This window comes from Geminicoccaceae bacterium (assembly GCA_020638465.1).
Lineage (GTDB): Bacteria > Pseudomonadota > Alphaproteobacteria > Geminicoccales > Geminicoccaceae > JAGREO01.
This window is the reverse complement of record JACKIM010000001.1, coordinates 473967-487321: the sequence shown is the minus strand read 5'-3', so window position 1 is coordinate 487321 and position 13355 is coordinate 473967. Positions and strand designations below refer to the sequence as shown.

Sequence of the window (13355 nt, the reverse complement as noted above, 5' to 3'; positions counted from 1 at the left end):
AAAGGAGCACAGATCTTGAAGTCCATTCCTCCAAAACCGCGCAAGGCGCGTTCGTTGAAGACAGATCCAGAACGCGTTGATCGGGATTCGTTCATTATTCGTGCCGAGAGGATCTTCAAACGGATGTTTCACAGCCGGCGCAAGAACGCCGCCGTGGAGAAAGAGCAGGTTCTCTCCGAGAAGGTCGCGAACAAAGAGTGCTACACGAGTATCCTTCTCGCGATCCCGAGCGCCGGATCGATGCTGCTGACCTATTACGGCGTCAGCGTGCCGCTGATGAAATCCGGCGCGACGCTGATCCAGAAGGGCCAGGCCTTGGCATTTGCTGCGACGGTCGGGCTCTATTCCTGGATCACGTGGAACTATCTGTTCGGCCTTGTCTACCGGCTGAGCGGACGGCAGTTGCGCACGGCGCTGCTTGCTGGCGGCATCATGGTCAGCCTGATGGCGGGGATTGATGCGCCGTTCAACATGCTGGCCCTGTCGGGAAGCCGGGCGTCTCAGATGTCGCTGGTCGGTGTCGCCAAGGCCTATGAGGGTCGCGGTGCGGCGACCGTCGAGCGGACGACCATCGCCTCGCGTCTCAAACCGGCCCTGCGTGCGCAGGCCAGGCGATTCCGCGAACTCGAACAGAACGAGATCGCCTATGGCAGCTCGTCGGGCCGCAGCGGGCACGGCAAGGTTTCGGCGGCTTATGGCCAGATCGCGCCCCTGCTCGAAGCGCTGATCGAGGATCTGCAGGCCGGTGTCGCCGGCATGGGTGCCTTGCAGGACCCGTTGACGCAGGCGCTGCGGGCGATGAAGGCGGCGACCTATCGCGAAGGTCCCATCCGCGAGCGCATGGCGGAGGTCTCCTATGCGGCCGACAGTGCTGATGAGGCCTTTGCCGCCTTTCGCGAGCGCGACTTCGTGCAGTCGCTCGACAGCACGCTTGCCAGCCTCGAAGCCTCGCTCGCCGATAGCAGCTCCGGTTCAACGGGCTATCAGAAGACGCAGACCGACGAGGTCAATGCCATCGCTGGCCGCATCGCGCCGGTCACAGCGACGCTGCGCACCGCTCTCGATGAACTCGGGGATCAGAGCGACATCACCGGGGCGCTGCCGCGTCCGGAAGACCCGATGACCGCGATCTTTACCTACTGGCAGCCGCTGATGACCAACTGGACGGCGGCGCTGTTCATCGGCATCGCGCCGGCCGGCCTGCTCATCATTCTGGTCGCCGCGTTCCGTGAGATCGAGGTGACGCAAGAGGATCGCCGCGACCGCCGCAAGTCAAAAAAATCCACTGATCAGAAGAAGGAATCCTGATTATGCACAGGCTCACAAGAGTCCTCGGTCTCATGGTTGCTACGGCGATTTCGACCGTCATGGTCTCCGGTGCCGTGGGGCTTGTCGTGATGGATTTTACCCGCGCGACGTTCGATCAGCCCCGGACGTCCAGTCCGCCGCCGGTCGAACAGGAGACCGGGGATCAGACCCGCCGGGACGATGTGATGGGGCGTCTCGAACAGATGAGCACCCTGAACTTCTTCAAGGAGGAGAAGGTGCCCGGAACGGGGCTGCTGATCATGACCGGCACGGCCTACGGCTCCGTCAGCGATCTGATCGCCGACCGGTCCGCGAAGAAATGGTGCTACCTCCAGCGCAAGGAAACCGGTTCGGTTTTCGGCAATCGCATCGATCTCGGTCAGCAGGACGGGCCGGGCGCGCCGCAATTCGTCTCCCCGGACAAGATCGCGAGAGATCATGCCGCCCTGTTCGGCACGACGCCGGACAAGCTTGCCGCCTATGCACGGCAATATTGCCGCTTCGACTTCGACGGGGAGAACGAGTGATGCGCTCTCCAGCAAGATCCGTCCGCCTGCACGCCACCGCATTGCTCGCGGCCGCCCTGAGCCTGCTCACCGGCACGCCCGAGGACGGTGCGCCGCATCTGCTGTTCAACTACGCCTACCGCGATGCGCATGGCGGCCGCTACTACCTGCTGTGCGAGTATATCGGCCTGAAGACGAAGCAGCGGGTCGTGCCTGACGACGGCAAGTGCCCGGTCATCCGCTACTTCAAGGACGAGCCCAAGGGTGGGAGCGAAGACAGTGCAGACATCGGCACCGGCGGCGCGGGGGACGAGCCATGATGCTCCAGCCCGACAGCCTGCCGGTGGGCGGCGGCACCCTTGTCGCCGCCATCGCCTGGGCCGGTGTGAGCTATTTTGTCACCGGGCCGCTGGTGGGCGAGCGGATGATCGCCCGCTCGGGCTGGCAGGAACAATGCCGTAGCGGGATTGAGCAGCAGGTCGAGGCGGAACGCACACCGCCGACGGTTCTGCCCGACACGGACTGCCGGTCGATGCTGGGCGGGATCATGCCCGAGCTGGACGAGATCTGCCGCCAGATCGGCAATCCCGATCTCGGCGGTCCCGGTGCAGTCGTCCTGCGCGAGCAGGAACGTCTGCGGCATGAGGCCGAAGAAAAACGCATTGCGCATGCGGCGGCCACTGCCGGGTCGCGCTGCGCCTGTGCCTCCTCGGTGTTCATCGAGGAGCAGCGGGTCGCGCTCGCCCTTCATGCTGGATCTGCCCGGCTCGTCTCCCCAATGCCGATGAAACATCTCGCCTCCGAACTGACGCGCACGCTGAGCGGCCCGGCCTGTTCAATGGCCGGGACAAGCACCGGGAGGGCCGGGTCATGATCCTCGGCTCCGTCACCATCGACGGCCATGCCGTCCACACCCATCGCGACAGTTATCTGCTGACCGCGCTCACGGTCGTCTCTGTCCGCCGCCCGCTTCTGGCGGGCAGCGTGCTGTTGGCGGCGGGCTGCGGCGGCTTTGCCTGGTCCTTCGCCGATCTGCTGTTTGAGAACGAGATCCGCGCGCTGGGCGTGGCGGCCGGAATTGTTCTGACCGCCGGGCTCCTCACCGGCCAGCTCAAGCTTTTGAGCCGCGATCTGCGCGGCAGCGAGCTGTCGGGTGCGGTGTGGGGAACCTACCGCCATCTCGGCCGGATCCGCCGCGAGATCGTCGCGGCCGCGCGGTCCGCGAACGGGAGCGCCGGATCATGAGCGAGCAGGATGCACTGCGGCGTCTCGCCCGCATCCCGTGGAGCGCGGTGCTGGCCGTCAATGGCCAGTTCCTCGGTTCGGTCGCGACCGGCGTTCTCGGCTGGAACATCTGGCCGACACGGCCGGAGTGGTGGGCGATGGGCGTGCTGGCCTGTGTCATGGGGCTGGCCTCGGTCACGCTTTTCGTCCGCGCCATCGCCACCATGGTCCGCATCCATGCCCGCCAGCGGGAGATCGCGGCCCTGCTGGCGCGCGGGCAGGCCCTGCGTCCGGCGGAACTGGCGGGTGGGAACGCGCTCAGGCGGGCGGGCATGACCGATGACTGACAAAATACGCCGCGTGATCGGTCTGGGCTTCGACGGCAAGCCGATCTTCGCGCCATGGCCCGCCGCCCATTCCCTGCTGCTGGCCGCCGCCGGCAGCCGCAAGACCACCAGCGGGGCCGTGCCGTGGCTGCTCTCGCTCATCGAAGACCGCGAACGGGCGATCATCGTCAATGACGCCAAGGATGGCGAGATCGCGGCGCAATGCGCCGGTCTCTGCCGGACCTACGGCCGCAAGGTGGCGATCATCGACGATTTTGCCGTGCTCGGCCGGGACAATCCCTACGCCGTATCGCTCACGCCGCTGGGCAGTGTGGTTGCCGCGTATCAGGCTGCCAATGGCGAGCTTGTCTTTGCCGCCGAGAATGCCAATCACGCGCTCATCAGCGATCCGCCCGACGATGCCCGCAACCAGTACTGGCGCGACGAGCCGCGCTCGATCATCGAGTTTGCCATGCGCTCGCTGCTCAAGCGGGATTCGTCCCTTGTCACACCCGGCGGGATCTGGGGACTGATTGCCGATACGAACACGCTCCTGTCCGCCGCGCGGATCGAGGTCGAGGAAGGCGACGAGGTTCTGGCGGCTCTGGCCAGCCACATCCTCGACATGCGCGAGCATGACAAGGAACATGACGGCCAGCATCGCGGCGCGGCGCTCAAGGCCCTGCGCATCTACAGCGCCGACAGCCCGCTGCACCGGGCGGGCGCGGACGCATTCCTGACACATGCCGAGCTCATCCGCGAAAAGTACATCATCTTCATTGTCGGCCCGCAGCGTCACATGGCGCGGCTGGGTCCGCATTACGCCCTGCATCTGCAATCCTTCGTCGAGGCAACGCTCACCGGACGGGCGGGACCCGTCCACTACATTCTCGACGAGTTCACCAATGCTCCGCTGAAGGCGCTGATCGGCGCGCTCACCACCATGCGCGGCTATGGTGGCACCTGCCACATGATCGCCCAGTCCCGCTCCGAGATCCAGCGGCGCTATGGCGAGAAGGAGACCGCGACCATCGAGGAGAATGCGGTGGTCAAGCAGTGGTTCGGCTTCTCCTCGTTCGAGGAGGCGGAACGCGTCAGCCGGGCCATGGGCGAGGGCATGACAGATGAAGGGTCTCGGACCGATCGACTAAACTAAAATAGGAGATCCCCCGGCTATGCCGGGGCGGCAGCCCGAGTTTGACGTTTCCGGCAGTCCATCGCCGGGTTTCTTTCGTTTGCCACCACGCATACGGAAGGAACGTCAGCGATGGACACGTATCAGAGCCTAAGTCACAGCGTTTGGGACTGCAAATATCATGTCGTCTTTATCCCGAAATGCCGACGCAAGACGCTGTATACAGGCCTGCGCCCACATCTCGGCGCGGTTTTTCGACAGCTAGCCAAACAAAAGGAGAGCAAGGTCATAGAAGGTCATCTGCTACCGGATCACGTCCACATGATGCTCGCCATTCCCCCCAAATATGCTGTCTCCAATGTCGTCGGCTTCATCAAAGGGAAGAGCGCCATTCACTTAGCCCGTGTTTATGGCGAACGCCGACGCAATTTCGTTGGCCAACATTTCTGGGCAAGAGGATATTTTGTCAGCACGGTCGGGCGAGACGAAACGGTCATCCGCGACTACATTCGCAATCAGGAGAAGGAAGATCGCCGGCTCGATCAACTCGCGCTGTTACCCTGAACATGCCGCCTTCAGGCGGCGAACGGATTGCGGCCGCGCAGCGCCGCAAACCGCCGCTTTGAGCGGCTCTCAACCAAAGCCCCCGGCTCTGCCGGGGGATATTTACTTAGCAATGCCACCAAGGCGAGTCCATACGCGGCTTGCGGAAATGCAAGGAACAATGCCGCAGCCTGCGCCGCATTATCTCGCTGCGAGAACAATACCGACGCAATGAAACCCGCGACTGGCAGGGTAAATCCAATCGATCCACAAATCGTCTTGAGAAAGCTGTGCTTGCCCGCGCGACTGCCGACTGGCAAGCCACTGACAGTTCCGGACAACGATCGTTGTAGCCGACCCCACAGCGTGACACCCTTTCGAAATTCCTCATGGATGCCTCCCCTTTTGCCACCTGCAATCGGCAAGTCTGGAGTAGTGAGCTGCCGGTCGTCACCTTTGCTCCTTTCGGCTCCGATTACTAACGGCGCACCCCTCTGCCGCTTGTTTTTTAGAGGGCCCGATAGCTCCTCGGCGTTATCGGAACTCACTCAACCAACCATTATCCGAAATTTGCCCATCGACTACCACCTTCGATTGCACTTTCGATCAATAAACTAGCCTTAGAAGCTACCACTACTAACGCGACATGTCTAGCCAGTTTGCCGACACTCATGGTTGCGGCCGAGAGCCATGCGATGAGGCTCAGGATCGCGGCCGACGAGTTCATAAGTTGCAGGCCATGGCTATTCATAAACCAGACGACAGCGAACCGCACGCCTGTGCGTCCGCCACCGCCGAACGCCCGGCACTCACCATCGACTGGGCGCTGTACGAAAAATATCTCGAAGACAGCGATCTTTCCGACGCGGAAAAACGCGAGTTCATCGAAACCCTCTGGTCGATCATGGTCGCCTTCGTCGATCTCGGCTTCGGCCTGCACCCGCTGCAGCAGGCCTGTGAACAACAGCGCGATTTCGGCGAGTTTGTCGCAAACACCGCGCCGGATATGCTAGGCTCGACCGATCACAACCAACAAGAAACCGCCGACGGAACGGCGACATCGCCCGAGCCGTCAGAAAGGAGGCCGGATTGACCCATCCATCCACTGAAAAGCAGGCCGCGGTCATTTATTGCCGCGTGTCGAGCAAGAAACAGGTTCGCGACGGTCACGGCCTCGAATCGCAGGAAGCCCGTTGCCGGGAGTATGCGCAGGCGCATGGCTATGCGGTCGAGGCCGTGTTTCCCGACGATGTCTCCGGCGGCGGCGATTTCATGAAGCGTCCGGGCATGATCGCTCTTTTGAGCTATCTCGATGCGCAGCCGGAAAAAAGCTATGTCGTCATCTTCGACGATCTCAAGCGCTTTGCCCGCGACACCGAGTTTCATCTGCAACTCAGAAAGGCGTTCCGCGCCCGCAAGGCCCGCGTCGAATGCCTGAATTTCAAGTTCGACGACAGCCCCGAGGGCAAGTTCATCGAGACCATTCTGGCAGCGCAAGGGGCCCTGGAGCGCGAGCAGAACGGGCGGCAGGTCACGCAGAAAATGCGTGCGCGGATGCAGAACGGCTACTGGGTGTTTCAGGCGCCGGTCGGCTATCGCTATGCCAAAACTCCGACCCACGGCAAGCTGCTGGTGCCCGACGAACCGGTGGCGAGCATCGTCACCGAGGCTCTCGAAGCCTACGCCTGCGGCCGTCTGGACAGTCAGGCCGAGGTCAAGCGCTTCCTCGAAAGCCGGCCCGCCTTCCCGAAGAACGGCTACGGCACCGTCCGCCAGCAGGAGGTCACACGGCTGCTGACCCGGCCGATCTATGCGGGCTTTCTCTGCCACGCGGACTGGGACATCGACTGGGTCAAGGGACACCACGAACCGCTGGTCTCACTCGCGACCTTCGAGAAGGTGCAGGAGCGCCGCGCGTCCGGCACCAAGGCTCCGGCCCGCAAGAACATCAGCGAGGATTTTCCCCTTCGCGGCTTCGTCCTCTGTGACGATTGCGGCAAGCCCCTCACCGCCTGCTGGTCGAAGGGCAAGACGAAGAAGTACCCGTACTATCTGTGCGACACGCGCGGCTGTCCGAGTTGCCGCAAGTCGATCCCGCAAGCGGAAATCGAGGGTGCCTTCGAGGAAATCGTCCGCTCCTTGCAACCGACGCGGCGTCTGATCGAGCTGGCCACGCTCATGTTCAAGAATGCCTGGCAACAGCGCAGCGAGCAGACCAAAGCCCGGCTCGCGGCTTTCCGCAAGGACCTCGCCGACATTGAAGCGGAGACCGAGCGCCTGCTCGAGCGGATCATCGCCGCGACCAACGACAGTGTGGTCAAGGCCTACGAAACAAAGATCGAGCAACTGGAGCGCCGGCGCCTGTCCCTGACGGAAAAACTGCAAGACGGCGAGCTTCCGCAAGGCAGGTTCGAGGAGTTTATCGAACTCAGCCTGAAATTTCTCGCAAACCCCTGGAATCTCTGGAGATCCGGCCGCATCACCCTGCAACGGACAGTGCTCAGACTGGCGTTTTCCGAGCGGATTTCATACAGCCGCAACGAGGGCTATCGAACACCAAAAACCACCTTACCTTTCAAGACTTTAGCGGATTTTAGCGGGGGAAACGGGATGATGGTGGAGCCGAAGGGAGTCGAACCCTCGACCTCCTGAATGCCATTCAGGCGCTCTCCCAACTGAGCTACGGCCCCGTCCGGCCCGGTGGATAAGCAAAGCTCGCCCCGGACGCAAGTGCAAAATTCAAATTCTAGATCTGTTCCTCATCGGTCATATCGCCGTCGATCACTTCGGATACATCGTCGTCGTCACCGAGCTCGGATGCATCCTCGATCAAGGATTGGTCTTCCTCGTCTTCCTCGTCGTCGGTCACGGGTTCATCGTCATCGGAATCACCCGACGGTTCGGCGTCGGTGGCGACAACATCTTCGTCCTCCTCATCCTCCTCGTCGATCTCTTCCTCGTCGACCTCCTCGACCTCTTTCACTTCCTCCTCGACCGCAGCGGCAACGACACGTGAGGTCCCGCGCGAGCGGCGGGTCCGACCTGCGGATTCGAGGTCGTAGGGCGCACTGCAGGCGGGACAAATGATCGTCGCTCTGGCAAGGTCGTAGAACCGCGCGCCACAGTTCGCACACGTGCGCTTGGTCCCCCACTCTGGCTTCGGCAAATTCGTCTCCGGGTCTGATGACATTGCGGGGAGTGGCCCGCCTCGTCGGCGGGCATCGGCGGAATCGGCAATTGCCATGATCGATCGGACCTGTCAAAAGCAAATTCCAGTTCAAAAGGCCCGGTCGGCGGCCCTTTGGTTCCCTGAACCGTATAAACTGAAAGTAGAGAATACCGATGCAGCTGCGTGCCGAGCCTCATGGCGCGCTCGGGGGCACGGTCCGCGTTCCCGGCGACAAGTCGATCTCCCACCGCAGCCTGATGCTGGCAGGCCTCGCCGTCGGCGAAAGCCGGATCTCCGGATTGCTCGAAGGTGAGGACGTGCTGGCGACGGCGAAAGCGATGCGCCTTCTGGGCTGCACTGTCGAACGTACCGGCAAGGGTCAGTGGGCGGTGCATGGACGTGGCGTCGGCGGTTTCGCCGAATCGCCCGACGTGATCGACATGGGTAATGCCGGAACCGGATCACGCCTCTTGATGGGCATCCTTGCCGGGCATCCGATGACGAGCATCATCACCGGTGACTCCTCCCTGCGTTCCCGGCCGATGCAGCGAATTGCCGAGCCACTGGGACGCATGGGGGCTGTCTTCATGACCCGACATGGCGCAAGACTGCCTTTGGCGATGCGCGGCAGTGCCGAACTGCTGCCGTTGGAATACGAAAGCCCGGTGGCGTCGGCCCAGGTCAAGTCGGCGATCCTGCTGGCGGGGCTGCATGCTTCAGGCCGCACGACGGTCATCGAACCCCTTCCTTCCCGAGATCATTCGGAACGGATGCTGCGATCAATGGGAGCCGTCATCGACAGTGAGCCGCTGGCCGACGGGCGACTCAGGGTCAGCGTGACGGGTCAGGCTGAATTGTCACCACAGAATTTCATGGTTCCGGGCGACCCGTCATCGGCGGCCTTCCCGCTGGCAGCCGCCGTCCTGCGCGCCGAAGGCAGCGTCGTCATCGAACGCATCTCCATCAACCCGCTGCGCACCGGCTTCATCACCACCCTGCGAGAAATGGGTGCATCCATCACGTTTGCCAACGAACGCGAGATGGCCGGCGAACCTGTCGCCGATCTCACGGTCGAGGCCCGAGACCTGCGCGGCATTGAAGTCCCCGCGTCGAGAGTTCCCTCGATGGTGGATGAATATCCCGTTCTGTCAGTCGTGGCCGCCTTCGCCTCGGGCGAGACGGTCATGCGCGGGCTTGCCGAACTGCGGGTCAAGGAGACCGACCGCCTGGCCGTGATGGCCGAGGGACTCACGGCCTGCGGTGTCAAAGCGGGGGTCGAGGGCGACGACCTCATCGTGCACGGTGGCACAACCACGAAAAAGGCGCTCATCGACGCCCGATTGGATCACCGCATCGCCATGAGCTTCCTTCTTCTTGGCGGACTGGGCGACGCACCGGTGACTGTCGAGGGTGCGGAAGCAATCTACACGAGCTTCCCGGGCTTCGAGTCCGCCATGAACGGACTTGGTGCAGCCATCAGCCGGGAACCCGGACAGTGAACGGTGCAGCTGACGGACATGATCCGATCGCATGCCCCATCATCCCGCTGATCATCGCCATCGATGGTCCGGCGGGGTCCGGCAAGAGCACGCTGGCTCGCCGGCTCGCTGGGCACTATACCCTGCGCTTCCTCGACACCGGCCTGCTCTACAGGGCCGTGGCACGGCGCCTTCTCGACAAGGGCATCGCTGCCGCCAACGAGACCGCTGCCGTCGACGAGGCGAAGGCCCTGACACCGGAGGACCTCGACGGTGACCGCCTGCGCGGCGAGGGTATTGGCAACCAGGCCTCGATCGTTGCGGCCATACCGGCCGTGCGCGAGGCGCTGCTCGGCGTCCAGAGACAGATCGCCGCCCGCGACCGTGGCAGCGTGGTGGCCGGCCGTGACATCGGTACGGTGATCGTACCGGAGACCCGGTTCAAGTTCTTCATCACCGCGAGTATCGAAGAACGTGCGCGGCGGCGTCACGAGGAGTTGCTAAAGCGGGGTGACAAGCCTATATACGCGCGCGTTCTCGATGAGTTGAGGGAGCGTGACCGTCGTGACGAGGCACGGGCGGTTGCGCCGATGACGATTGCGGCAGACGCGACGGTCATCGACACCTCGAATCTCAGTGTCGATCAGACATTCGAGGCAATCAGGAACCTCGTCGACGAGAAGCTCGGTGCATCGGCATGATCCCGGGCCTGTTTGTGCAACCCTAACCCTGCTTCGGGCCTCATGGCCATGCAGCAGATCCATTTTGGAGTACGAATGACTGAAGGAACGGCCGCAAGCGAGGCCAGGAGCCCATCGATCGATGATTTCGCGGCCATGCTTGACGAAAGCTTCGGCGGAGCCGGCGGCAAGATCGAGGGAACCGTCGTCACGGGTACGATCATCTCCATCGACAGCGAGGAAGCGCTTGTCGATGTCGGCCTGAAGTCCGAAGGCCGGGTCGCGCTCAAGGAGTTCGCAGCCCCGGGCCAGGCGCCCGAGGTGAAGGTTGGCGACACCGTTGAAGTGTATGTCGAACGCTTCGAGAACAAGACGGGCGAAGCGGTCCTCAGCCGCGACAAGGCGCGCCGCGAGGAAAGCTGGAATCGCCTTGAGCGGGCCTTCAATGAACAGGAGAAGGTCGACGGTTCGATCTTCGGCCGGGTCAAGGGCGGCTTTGCCGTCGATCTTGGCGGAGCCGTGGCCTTCCTGCCGGGCTCGCAGGTCGACATCCGTCCGGTGCGCGATGTTACTCCTCTGGTCAACAAGCCGGAGCCGTTCCTGATCCTCAAGATGGATCGCCGCCGTGGCAATATCGTCGTGTCGCGTCGTGCAGTCCTTGAGGAGAGCCGCAAGGAGCAGCGAGAGGAACTGCTGTCGACGCTGAGCGAAGGCCAGATCCTCGACGGTGTGGTCAAGAACATCACCGATTACGGCGCGTTCGTCGATCTCGGCGGCCTCGACGGCCTGCTGCACGTCACCGACATCTCCTGGAAGCGGGTCAACAACCCCAACGAGGTGCTGGGTGTCGGCCAGTCGGTCAAGGTTCAGGTCATCCGCTTCAATCGCGAAACCCAGCGCATCAGCCTCGGCATGAAGCAGCTTGAGGCCGACCCTTGGGAAGGCGTGGAGCTCAAATATCCGGTTGGCGCGAAATTTACTGGTCAGGTCACCAACATCACCGATTACGGTGCGTTCGTGGAGCTGGAGCCTGGCGTCGAGGGCTTGGTGCACGTCTCCGAGATGAGCTGGACCAAGAAGAACATCCACCCTGGCAAGATCGTCTCCACCAGCCAGCAGGTCGAGGTGATGGTTCTCGAGGTCGACCCCGAGAAGCGCCGTATCTCGCTGGGCCTCAAGCAGACCATGGCCAACCCGTGGGATTCCTTCCTTGAGACCCATCCGGCCGGAACGGTGATCGAGGGCGAGATCCGCAACATCACCGAATTCGGCCTGTTCATCGGCCTCGAACATGACATCGACGGTATGGTTCACCTGTCCGATCTGTCGTGGGAGGAGAGTGGAGAAGAGGCCGTCCAGCATTACAACAAGGGTGACGTGGTCAAGGCGGTCGTTCTCGATGTCGATGTCGAGAAGGAGCGCATCAGCCTTGGCATGAAGCAGCTCGGGGCGGATCCGTTCAAGGAGGCCACCGCCGGCATCAAGCGCGGCGACCGGGTGACCTGCACGATCAAGGAAATCACCACGGGTGGCATTGAGGTCGAGACATCTTCGGGTGCCGTCGGCTTCATCCGCAAGGTCGATCTCTCTCGCGACCGCGACGAGCAGCGTCCCGACCGCTATGCCGTTGGCGAGAAGGTCGATGCCAAGATCACCAATATCGATGCCACGAGCCGTCGCATGACCCTGTCAATCAAGGCGCTGCAGATCGAGGACGAGAAGCAGGCCATGGCCGAGTTCGGTTCCTCCGATAGCGGTGCGTCGCTGGGCGACATCCTGGGTGCCGCCATCCGGCAGAAGCAGGAAGAGCAGAACGAGAACTAGTTTCCGGTGTCTTTCGGGTGGAAACATCCGAATGGCGGGAATGTCGACATTGCGGATGGGTAAGGCGGCGTCCCGGTTCGAAAAGGCCGGCGTGCTGGCGAGTCCATCGCCCCTGTAGCGGGAAAAGGAAGCGGCGCTGCCCGAAAGGGTGGTGCCGTTTTCAATTGCAGGCCATTCCACATGAAGCGATCAATGCACTTGGCGCATGACATCATCCGGCCCGATGGCTGGCCGCCGGTCAAAGGCTATGCCAATGGCATACGCAGCAACAACGGCACATTGTATATCTGCTGCCAGATCGGCTGGAATGACCATGGCAGGTTCGAAATACATGACCTCCTCGGCCAAGACGGAACAGGCTCTGTGCAATATCGTCCGTGTTCTCGAAACCGTCGGCGGTCGGATCTGCGACCTTGTTCGCCTCATCTGGTATATCACCGACAAACACGAATATCTGACCCACCAATGCGAGGAATGCGAAGAGATGGTCGCGCTGTTTGGCGATGCGTTTTCGTATTCGCGCCCCGCCGCCCGGGCGTGAGATGGCCAGAAGCCGGTCGGCGCTGGCATCAAGGGCGCGCCGCGTGTTGGCGAACTGACCGGCAGGAAGATCGCCTTGGGCTGCCTTGAGAGCCATGGCACCCTTGAGCAGGCCACGCAGTTCCAGAAGCCATGCCGATCCGGCATCGGCACCGGCAAGGGCCCCGCTGATTTTCTTCAGGTGATGCACGTAGCAGTTCTGCTGGCTCGGCGTCAGGTCGTCGTAAATGTTGAGGCAGTAGGAAACGAGAACGCCACGATAGAGCAGTTTCCCGATTAGATGAAATCGGAAAACTGGCTCTATCTGTCTGTTTTGACGCATTTCCTGATCGTTCAGGCTATTCCGCCTGAACGGGAAAGTCTCTAGTCGCCCATCAGCTCCATGGCCGCGGCCTTGCTGCGCGAAGAGACAATCTTGTAATAAGTCCCGGCCTTGTTGGTCAGAATCCACAGGCTGGATTTCGGCTCGCCGACAAACCAGCTTGTTTCATTGGTGTGGAGCGCGGCTCGGCCTTGATCCGGGTCAGGAGCGCGTTGCGATCGTCTGCCCGTGGCCCGAGATGCGTCGAAGCCGATCCGCTCGCGCCAGAGACCTGCAGGGGATGGCTCGACGACGCAGACT

16 protein-coding genes and 1 tRNA gene are annotated in these 13355 nt (G+C 62.3%); 13 read left to right on the top strand and 4 right to left on the bottom strand.

What is annotated here, in order from left to right; all coding sequences use genetic code 11:
• Positions 1 to 123: 123 nt before the first annotated feature.
• From H6851_02320 to tnpA, 8 genes are all read left to right on the top strand, one after another.
• On the top strand, positions 124 to 1308 hold the full coding sequence (locus H6851_02320) for a hypothetical protein (protein MCB9942448.1): 1185 nt from the start codon (positions 124 to 126) through the stop codon (positions 1306 to 1308).
• Positions 1309 to 1310: 2 nt separating this feature from the next.
• Positions 1311 to 1835 (top strand): hypothetical protein, encoded by a 525-nt coding sequence (locus tag H6851_02315; protein ID MCB9942447.1) that lies wholly within the window; start codon positions 1311 to 1313, stop codon positions 1833 to 1835.
• Positions 1835 to 2134: a hypothetical protein gene (locus tag H6851_02310; GenBank protein ID MCB9942446.1), complete on the top strand. Its 300-nt coding sequence runs from the start codon at positions 1835 to 1837 to the stop codon at positions 2132 to 2134. The genes H6851_02315 and H6851_02310 overlap by 1 nt, the downstream gene beginning before the upstream one ends.
• On the top strand, positions 2131 to 2688 hold the full coding sequence (locus H6851_02305) for a hypothetical protein (protein MCB9942445.1): 558 nt from the start codon (positions 2131 to 2133) through the stop codon (positions 2686 to 2688). The genes H6851_02310 and H6851_02305 overlap by 4 nt, the downstream gene beginning before the upstream one ends.
• Positions 2685 to 3059, top strand: a complete 375-nt coding sequence (locus H6851_02300) for a hypothetical protein (GenBank protein MCB9942444.1) — start codon at positions 2685 to 2687, stop codon at positions 3057 to 3059. The genes H6851_02305 and H6851_02300 overlap by 4 nt, the downstream gene beginning before the upstream one ends.
• On the top strand, positions 3056 to 3385 hold the full coding sequence (locus H6851_02295) for a hypothetical protein (protein ID MCB9942443.1): 330 nt from the start codon (positions 3056 to 3058) through the stop codon (positions 3383 to 3385). The genes H6851_02300 and H6851_02295 overlap by 4 nt, the downstream gene beginning before the upstream one ends.
• Positions 3378 to 4520, top strand: coding sequence for a type IV secretory system conjugative DNA transfer family protein (locus H6851_02290; protein MCB9942442.1), 1143 nt, complete (start codon positions 3378 to 3380; stop codon positions 4518 to 4520). Before H6851_02295 ends, H6851_02290 begins: the two co-directional genes overlap by 8 nt.
• Positions 4521 to 4631: 111 nt before the next feature.
• Entirely contained in the window at positions 4632 to 5063 is a 432-nt protein-coding gene (gene tnpA / locus H6851_02285) for an IS200/IS605 family transposase (protein MCB9942441.1), read from the top strand.
• Positions 5064 to 5074: 11 nt separating this feature from the next.
• Here the strand turns inward: tnpA and H6851_02280 are convergent, their stop codons facing one another.
• Positions 5075 to 5362, bottom strand: coding sequence for a hypothetical protein (locus H6851_02280; GenBank protein ID MCB9942440.1), 288 nt, complete (start codon positions 5360 to 5362; stop codon positions 5075 to 5077).
• A 410-nt stretch (positions 5363 to 5772) separates the two neighbouring features.
• Here H6851_02280 and H6851_02275 point away from each other — a divergent pair, with 410 nt between their 5' ends.
• Together H6851_02275 and H6851_02270 are read left to right on the top strand one after the other, a co-directional pair.
• Positions 5773 to 6135: a hypothetical protein gene (locus H6851_02275; GenBank protein MCB9942439.1), complete on the top strand. Its 363-nt coding sequence runs from the start codon at positions 5773 to 5775 to the stop codon at positions 6133 to 6135.
• Positions 6132 to 7694, top strand: coding sequence for a recombinase family protein (locus H6851_02270; GenBank protein MCB9942438.1), 1563 nt, complete (start codon positions 6132 to 6134; stop codon positions 7692 to 7694). Before H6851_02275 ends, H6851_02270 begins: the two co-directional genes overlap by 4 nt.
• Here the strand turns inward: H6851_02270 and H6851_02265 are convergent.
• Both H6851_02265 and H6851_02260 read right to left on the bottom strand, forming a co-directional pair.
• Positions 7657 to 7732 (bottom strand) — tRNA-Ala (locus H6851_02265). The genes H6851_02270 and H6851_02265 overlap by 38 nt on opposite strands.
• Before the next feature lie 56 nt (positions 7733 to 7788).
• Complete coding sequence (locus H6851_02260) at positions 7789 to 8208, bottom strand: TIGR02300 family protein (protein ID MCB9942437.1); 420 nt, start codon at positions 8206 to 8208, stop codon at positions 7789 to 7791.
• A 176-nt stretch (positions 8209 to 8384) separates the two neighbouring features.
• On the opposite strand from H6851_02260, the gene aroA reads away from it, so the two are divergent.
• The 3 genes from aroA to rpsA all read left to right on the top strand — a co-directional run bounded on the left by aroA (position 8385) and on the right by rpsA (position 12193).
• Positions 8385 to 9710 (top strand): 3-phosphoshikimate 1-carboxyvinyltransferase, encoded by a 1326-nt coding sequence (aroA, locus tag H6851_02255; GenBank protein MCB9942436.1) that lies wholly within the window; start codon positions 8385 to 8387, stop codon positions 9708 to 9710.
• 41 nt (positions 9711 to 9751) lie between these two features.
• The gene (locus tag H6851_02250) at positions 9752 to 10390 is read left to right on the top strand and encodes a (d)CMP kinase (GenBank protein MCB9942435.1); all 639 of its coding nucleotides are present in this window, start codon (positions 9752 to 9754) and stop codon (positions 10388 to 10390) included.
• A 75-nt stretch (positions 10391 to 10465) separates the two neighbouring features.
• The gene (gene rpsA / locus H6851_02245) at positions 10466 to 12193 is read left to right on the top strand and encodes a 30S ribosomal protein S1 (GenBank protein MCB9942434.1); all 1728 of its coding nucleotides are present in this window, start codon (positions 10466 to 10468) and stop codon (positions 12191 to 12193) included.
• A 238-nt stretch (positions 12194 to 12431) separates the two neighbouring features.
• On the opposite strand, the gene H6851_02240 is transcribed toward rpsA, so the two are convergent.
• A complete protein-coding gene (locus tag H6851_02240) occupies positions 12432 to 13055 on the bottom strand; it encodes a hypothetical protein (GenBank protein ID MCB9942433.1) in 624 nt (207 codons plus the stop codon).
• Positions 13056 to 13355 lie beyond the last annotated feature (300 nt).

What these genes read in the sequence shown, in the direction of transcription:
- H6851_02240 (MCB9942433.1), bottom strand. Translation starts at nt 13,055, where the DNA reads ATGCGTCAAAACAGACAGATAGAGCCAGTTTTCCGATTTCATCTAATC.
- tnpA (MCB9942441.1), top strand. Translation starts at nt 4,632, where the DNA reads ATGGACACGTATCAGAGCCTAAGTCACAGCGTTTGGGACTGCAAATAT.
- rpsA (MCB9942434.1), top strand. Translation starts at nt 10,466, where the DNA reads ATGACTGAAGGAACGGCCGCAAGCGAGGCCAGGAGCCCATCGATCGAT.
- H6851_02310 (MCB9942446.1), top strand. Translation starts at nt 1,835, where the DNA reads ATGCGCTCTCCAGCAAGATCCGTCCGCCTGCACGCCACCGCATTGCTC.
- H6851_02315 (MCB9942447.1), top strand. Translation starts at nt 1,311, where the DNA reads ATGCACAGGCTCACAAGAGTCCTCGGTCTCATGGTTGCTACGGCGATT.
- H6851_02320 (MCB9942448.1), top strand. Translation starts at nt 124, where the DNA reads ATGTTTCACAGCCGGCGCAAGAACGCCGCCGTGGAGAAAGAGCAGGTT.
- H6851_02300 (MCB9942444.1), top strand. Translation starts at nt 2,685, where the DNA reads ATGATCCTCGGCTCCGTCACCATCGACGGCCATGCCGTCCACACCCAT.
- H6851_02295 (MCB9942443.1), top strand. Translation starts at nt 3,056, where the DNA reads ATGAGCGAGCAGGATGCACTGCGGCGTCTCGCCCGCATCCCGTGGAGC.
- H6851_02305 (MCB9942445.1), top strand. Translation starts at nt 2,131, where the DNA reads ATGATGCTCCAGCCCGACAGCCTGCCGGTGGGCGGCGGCACCCTTGTC.
- H6851_02290 (MCB9942442.1), top strand. Translation starts at nt 3,378, where the DNA reads ATGACTGACAAAATACGCCGCGTGATCGGTCTGGGCTTCGACGGCAAG.
- aroA (MCB9942436.1), top strand. Translation starts at nt 8,385, where the DNA reads ATGCAGCTGCGTGCCGAGCCTCATGGCGCGCTCGGGGGCACGGTCCGC.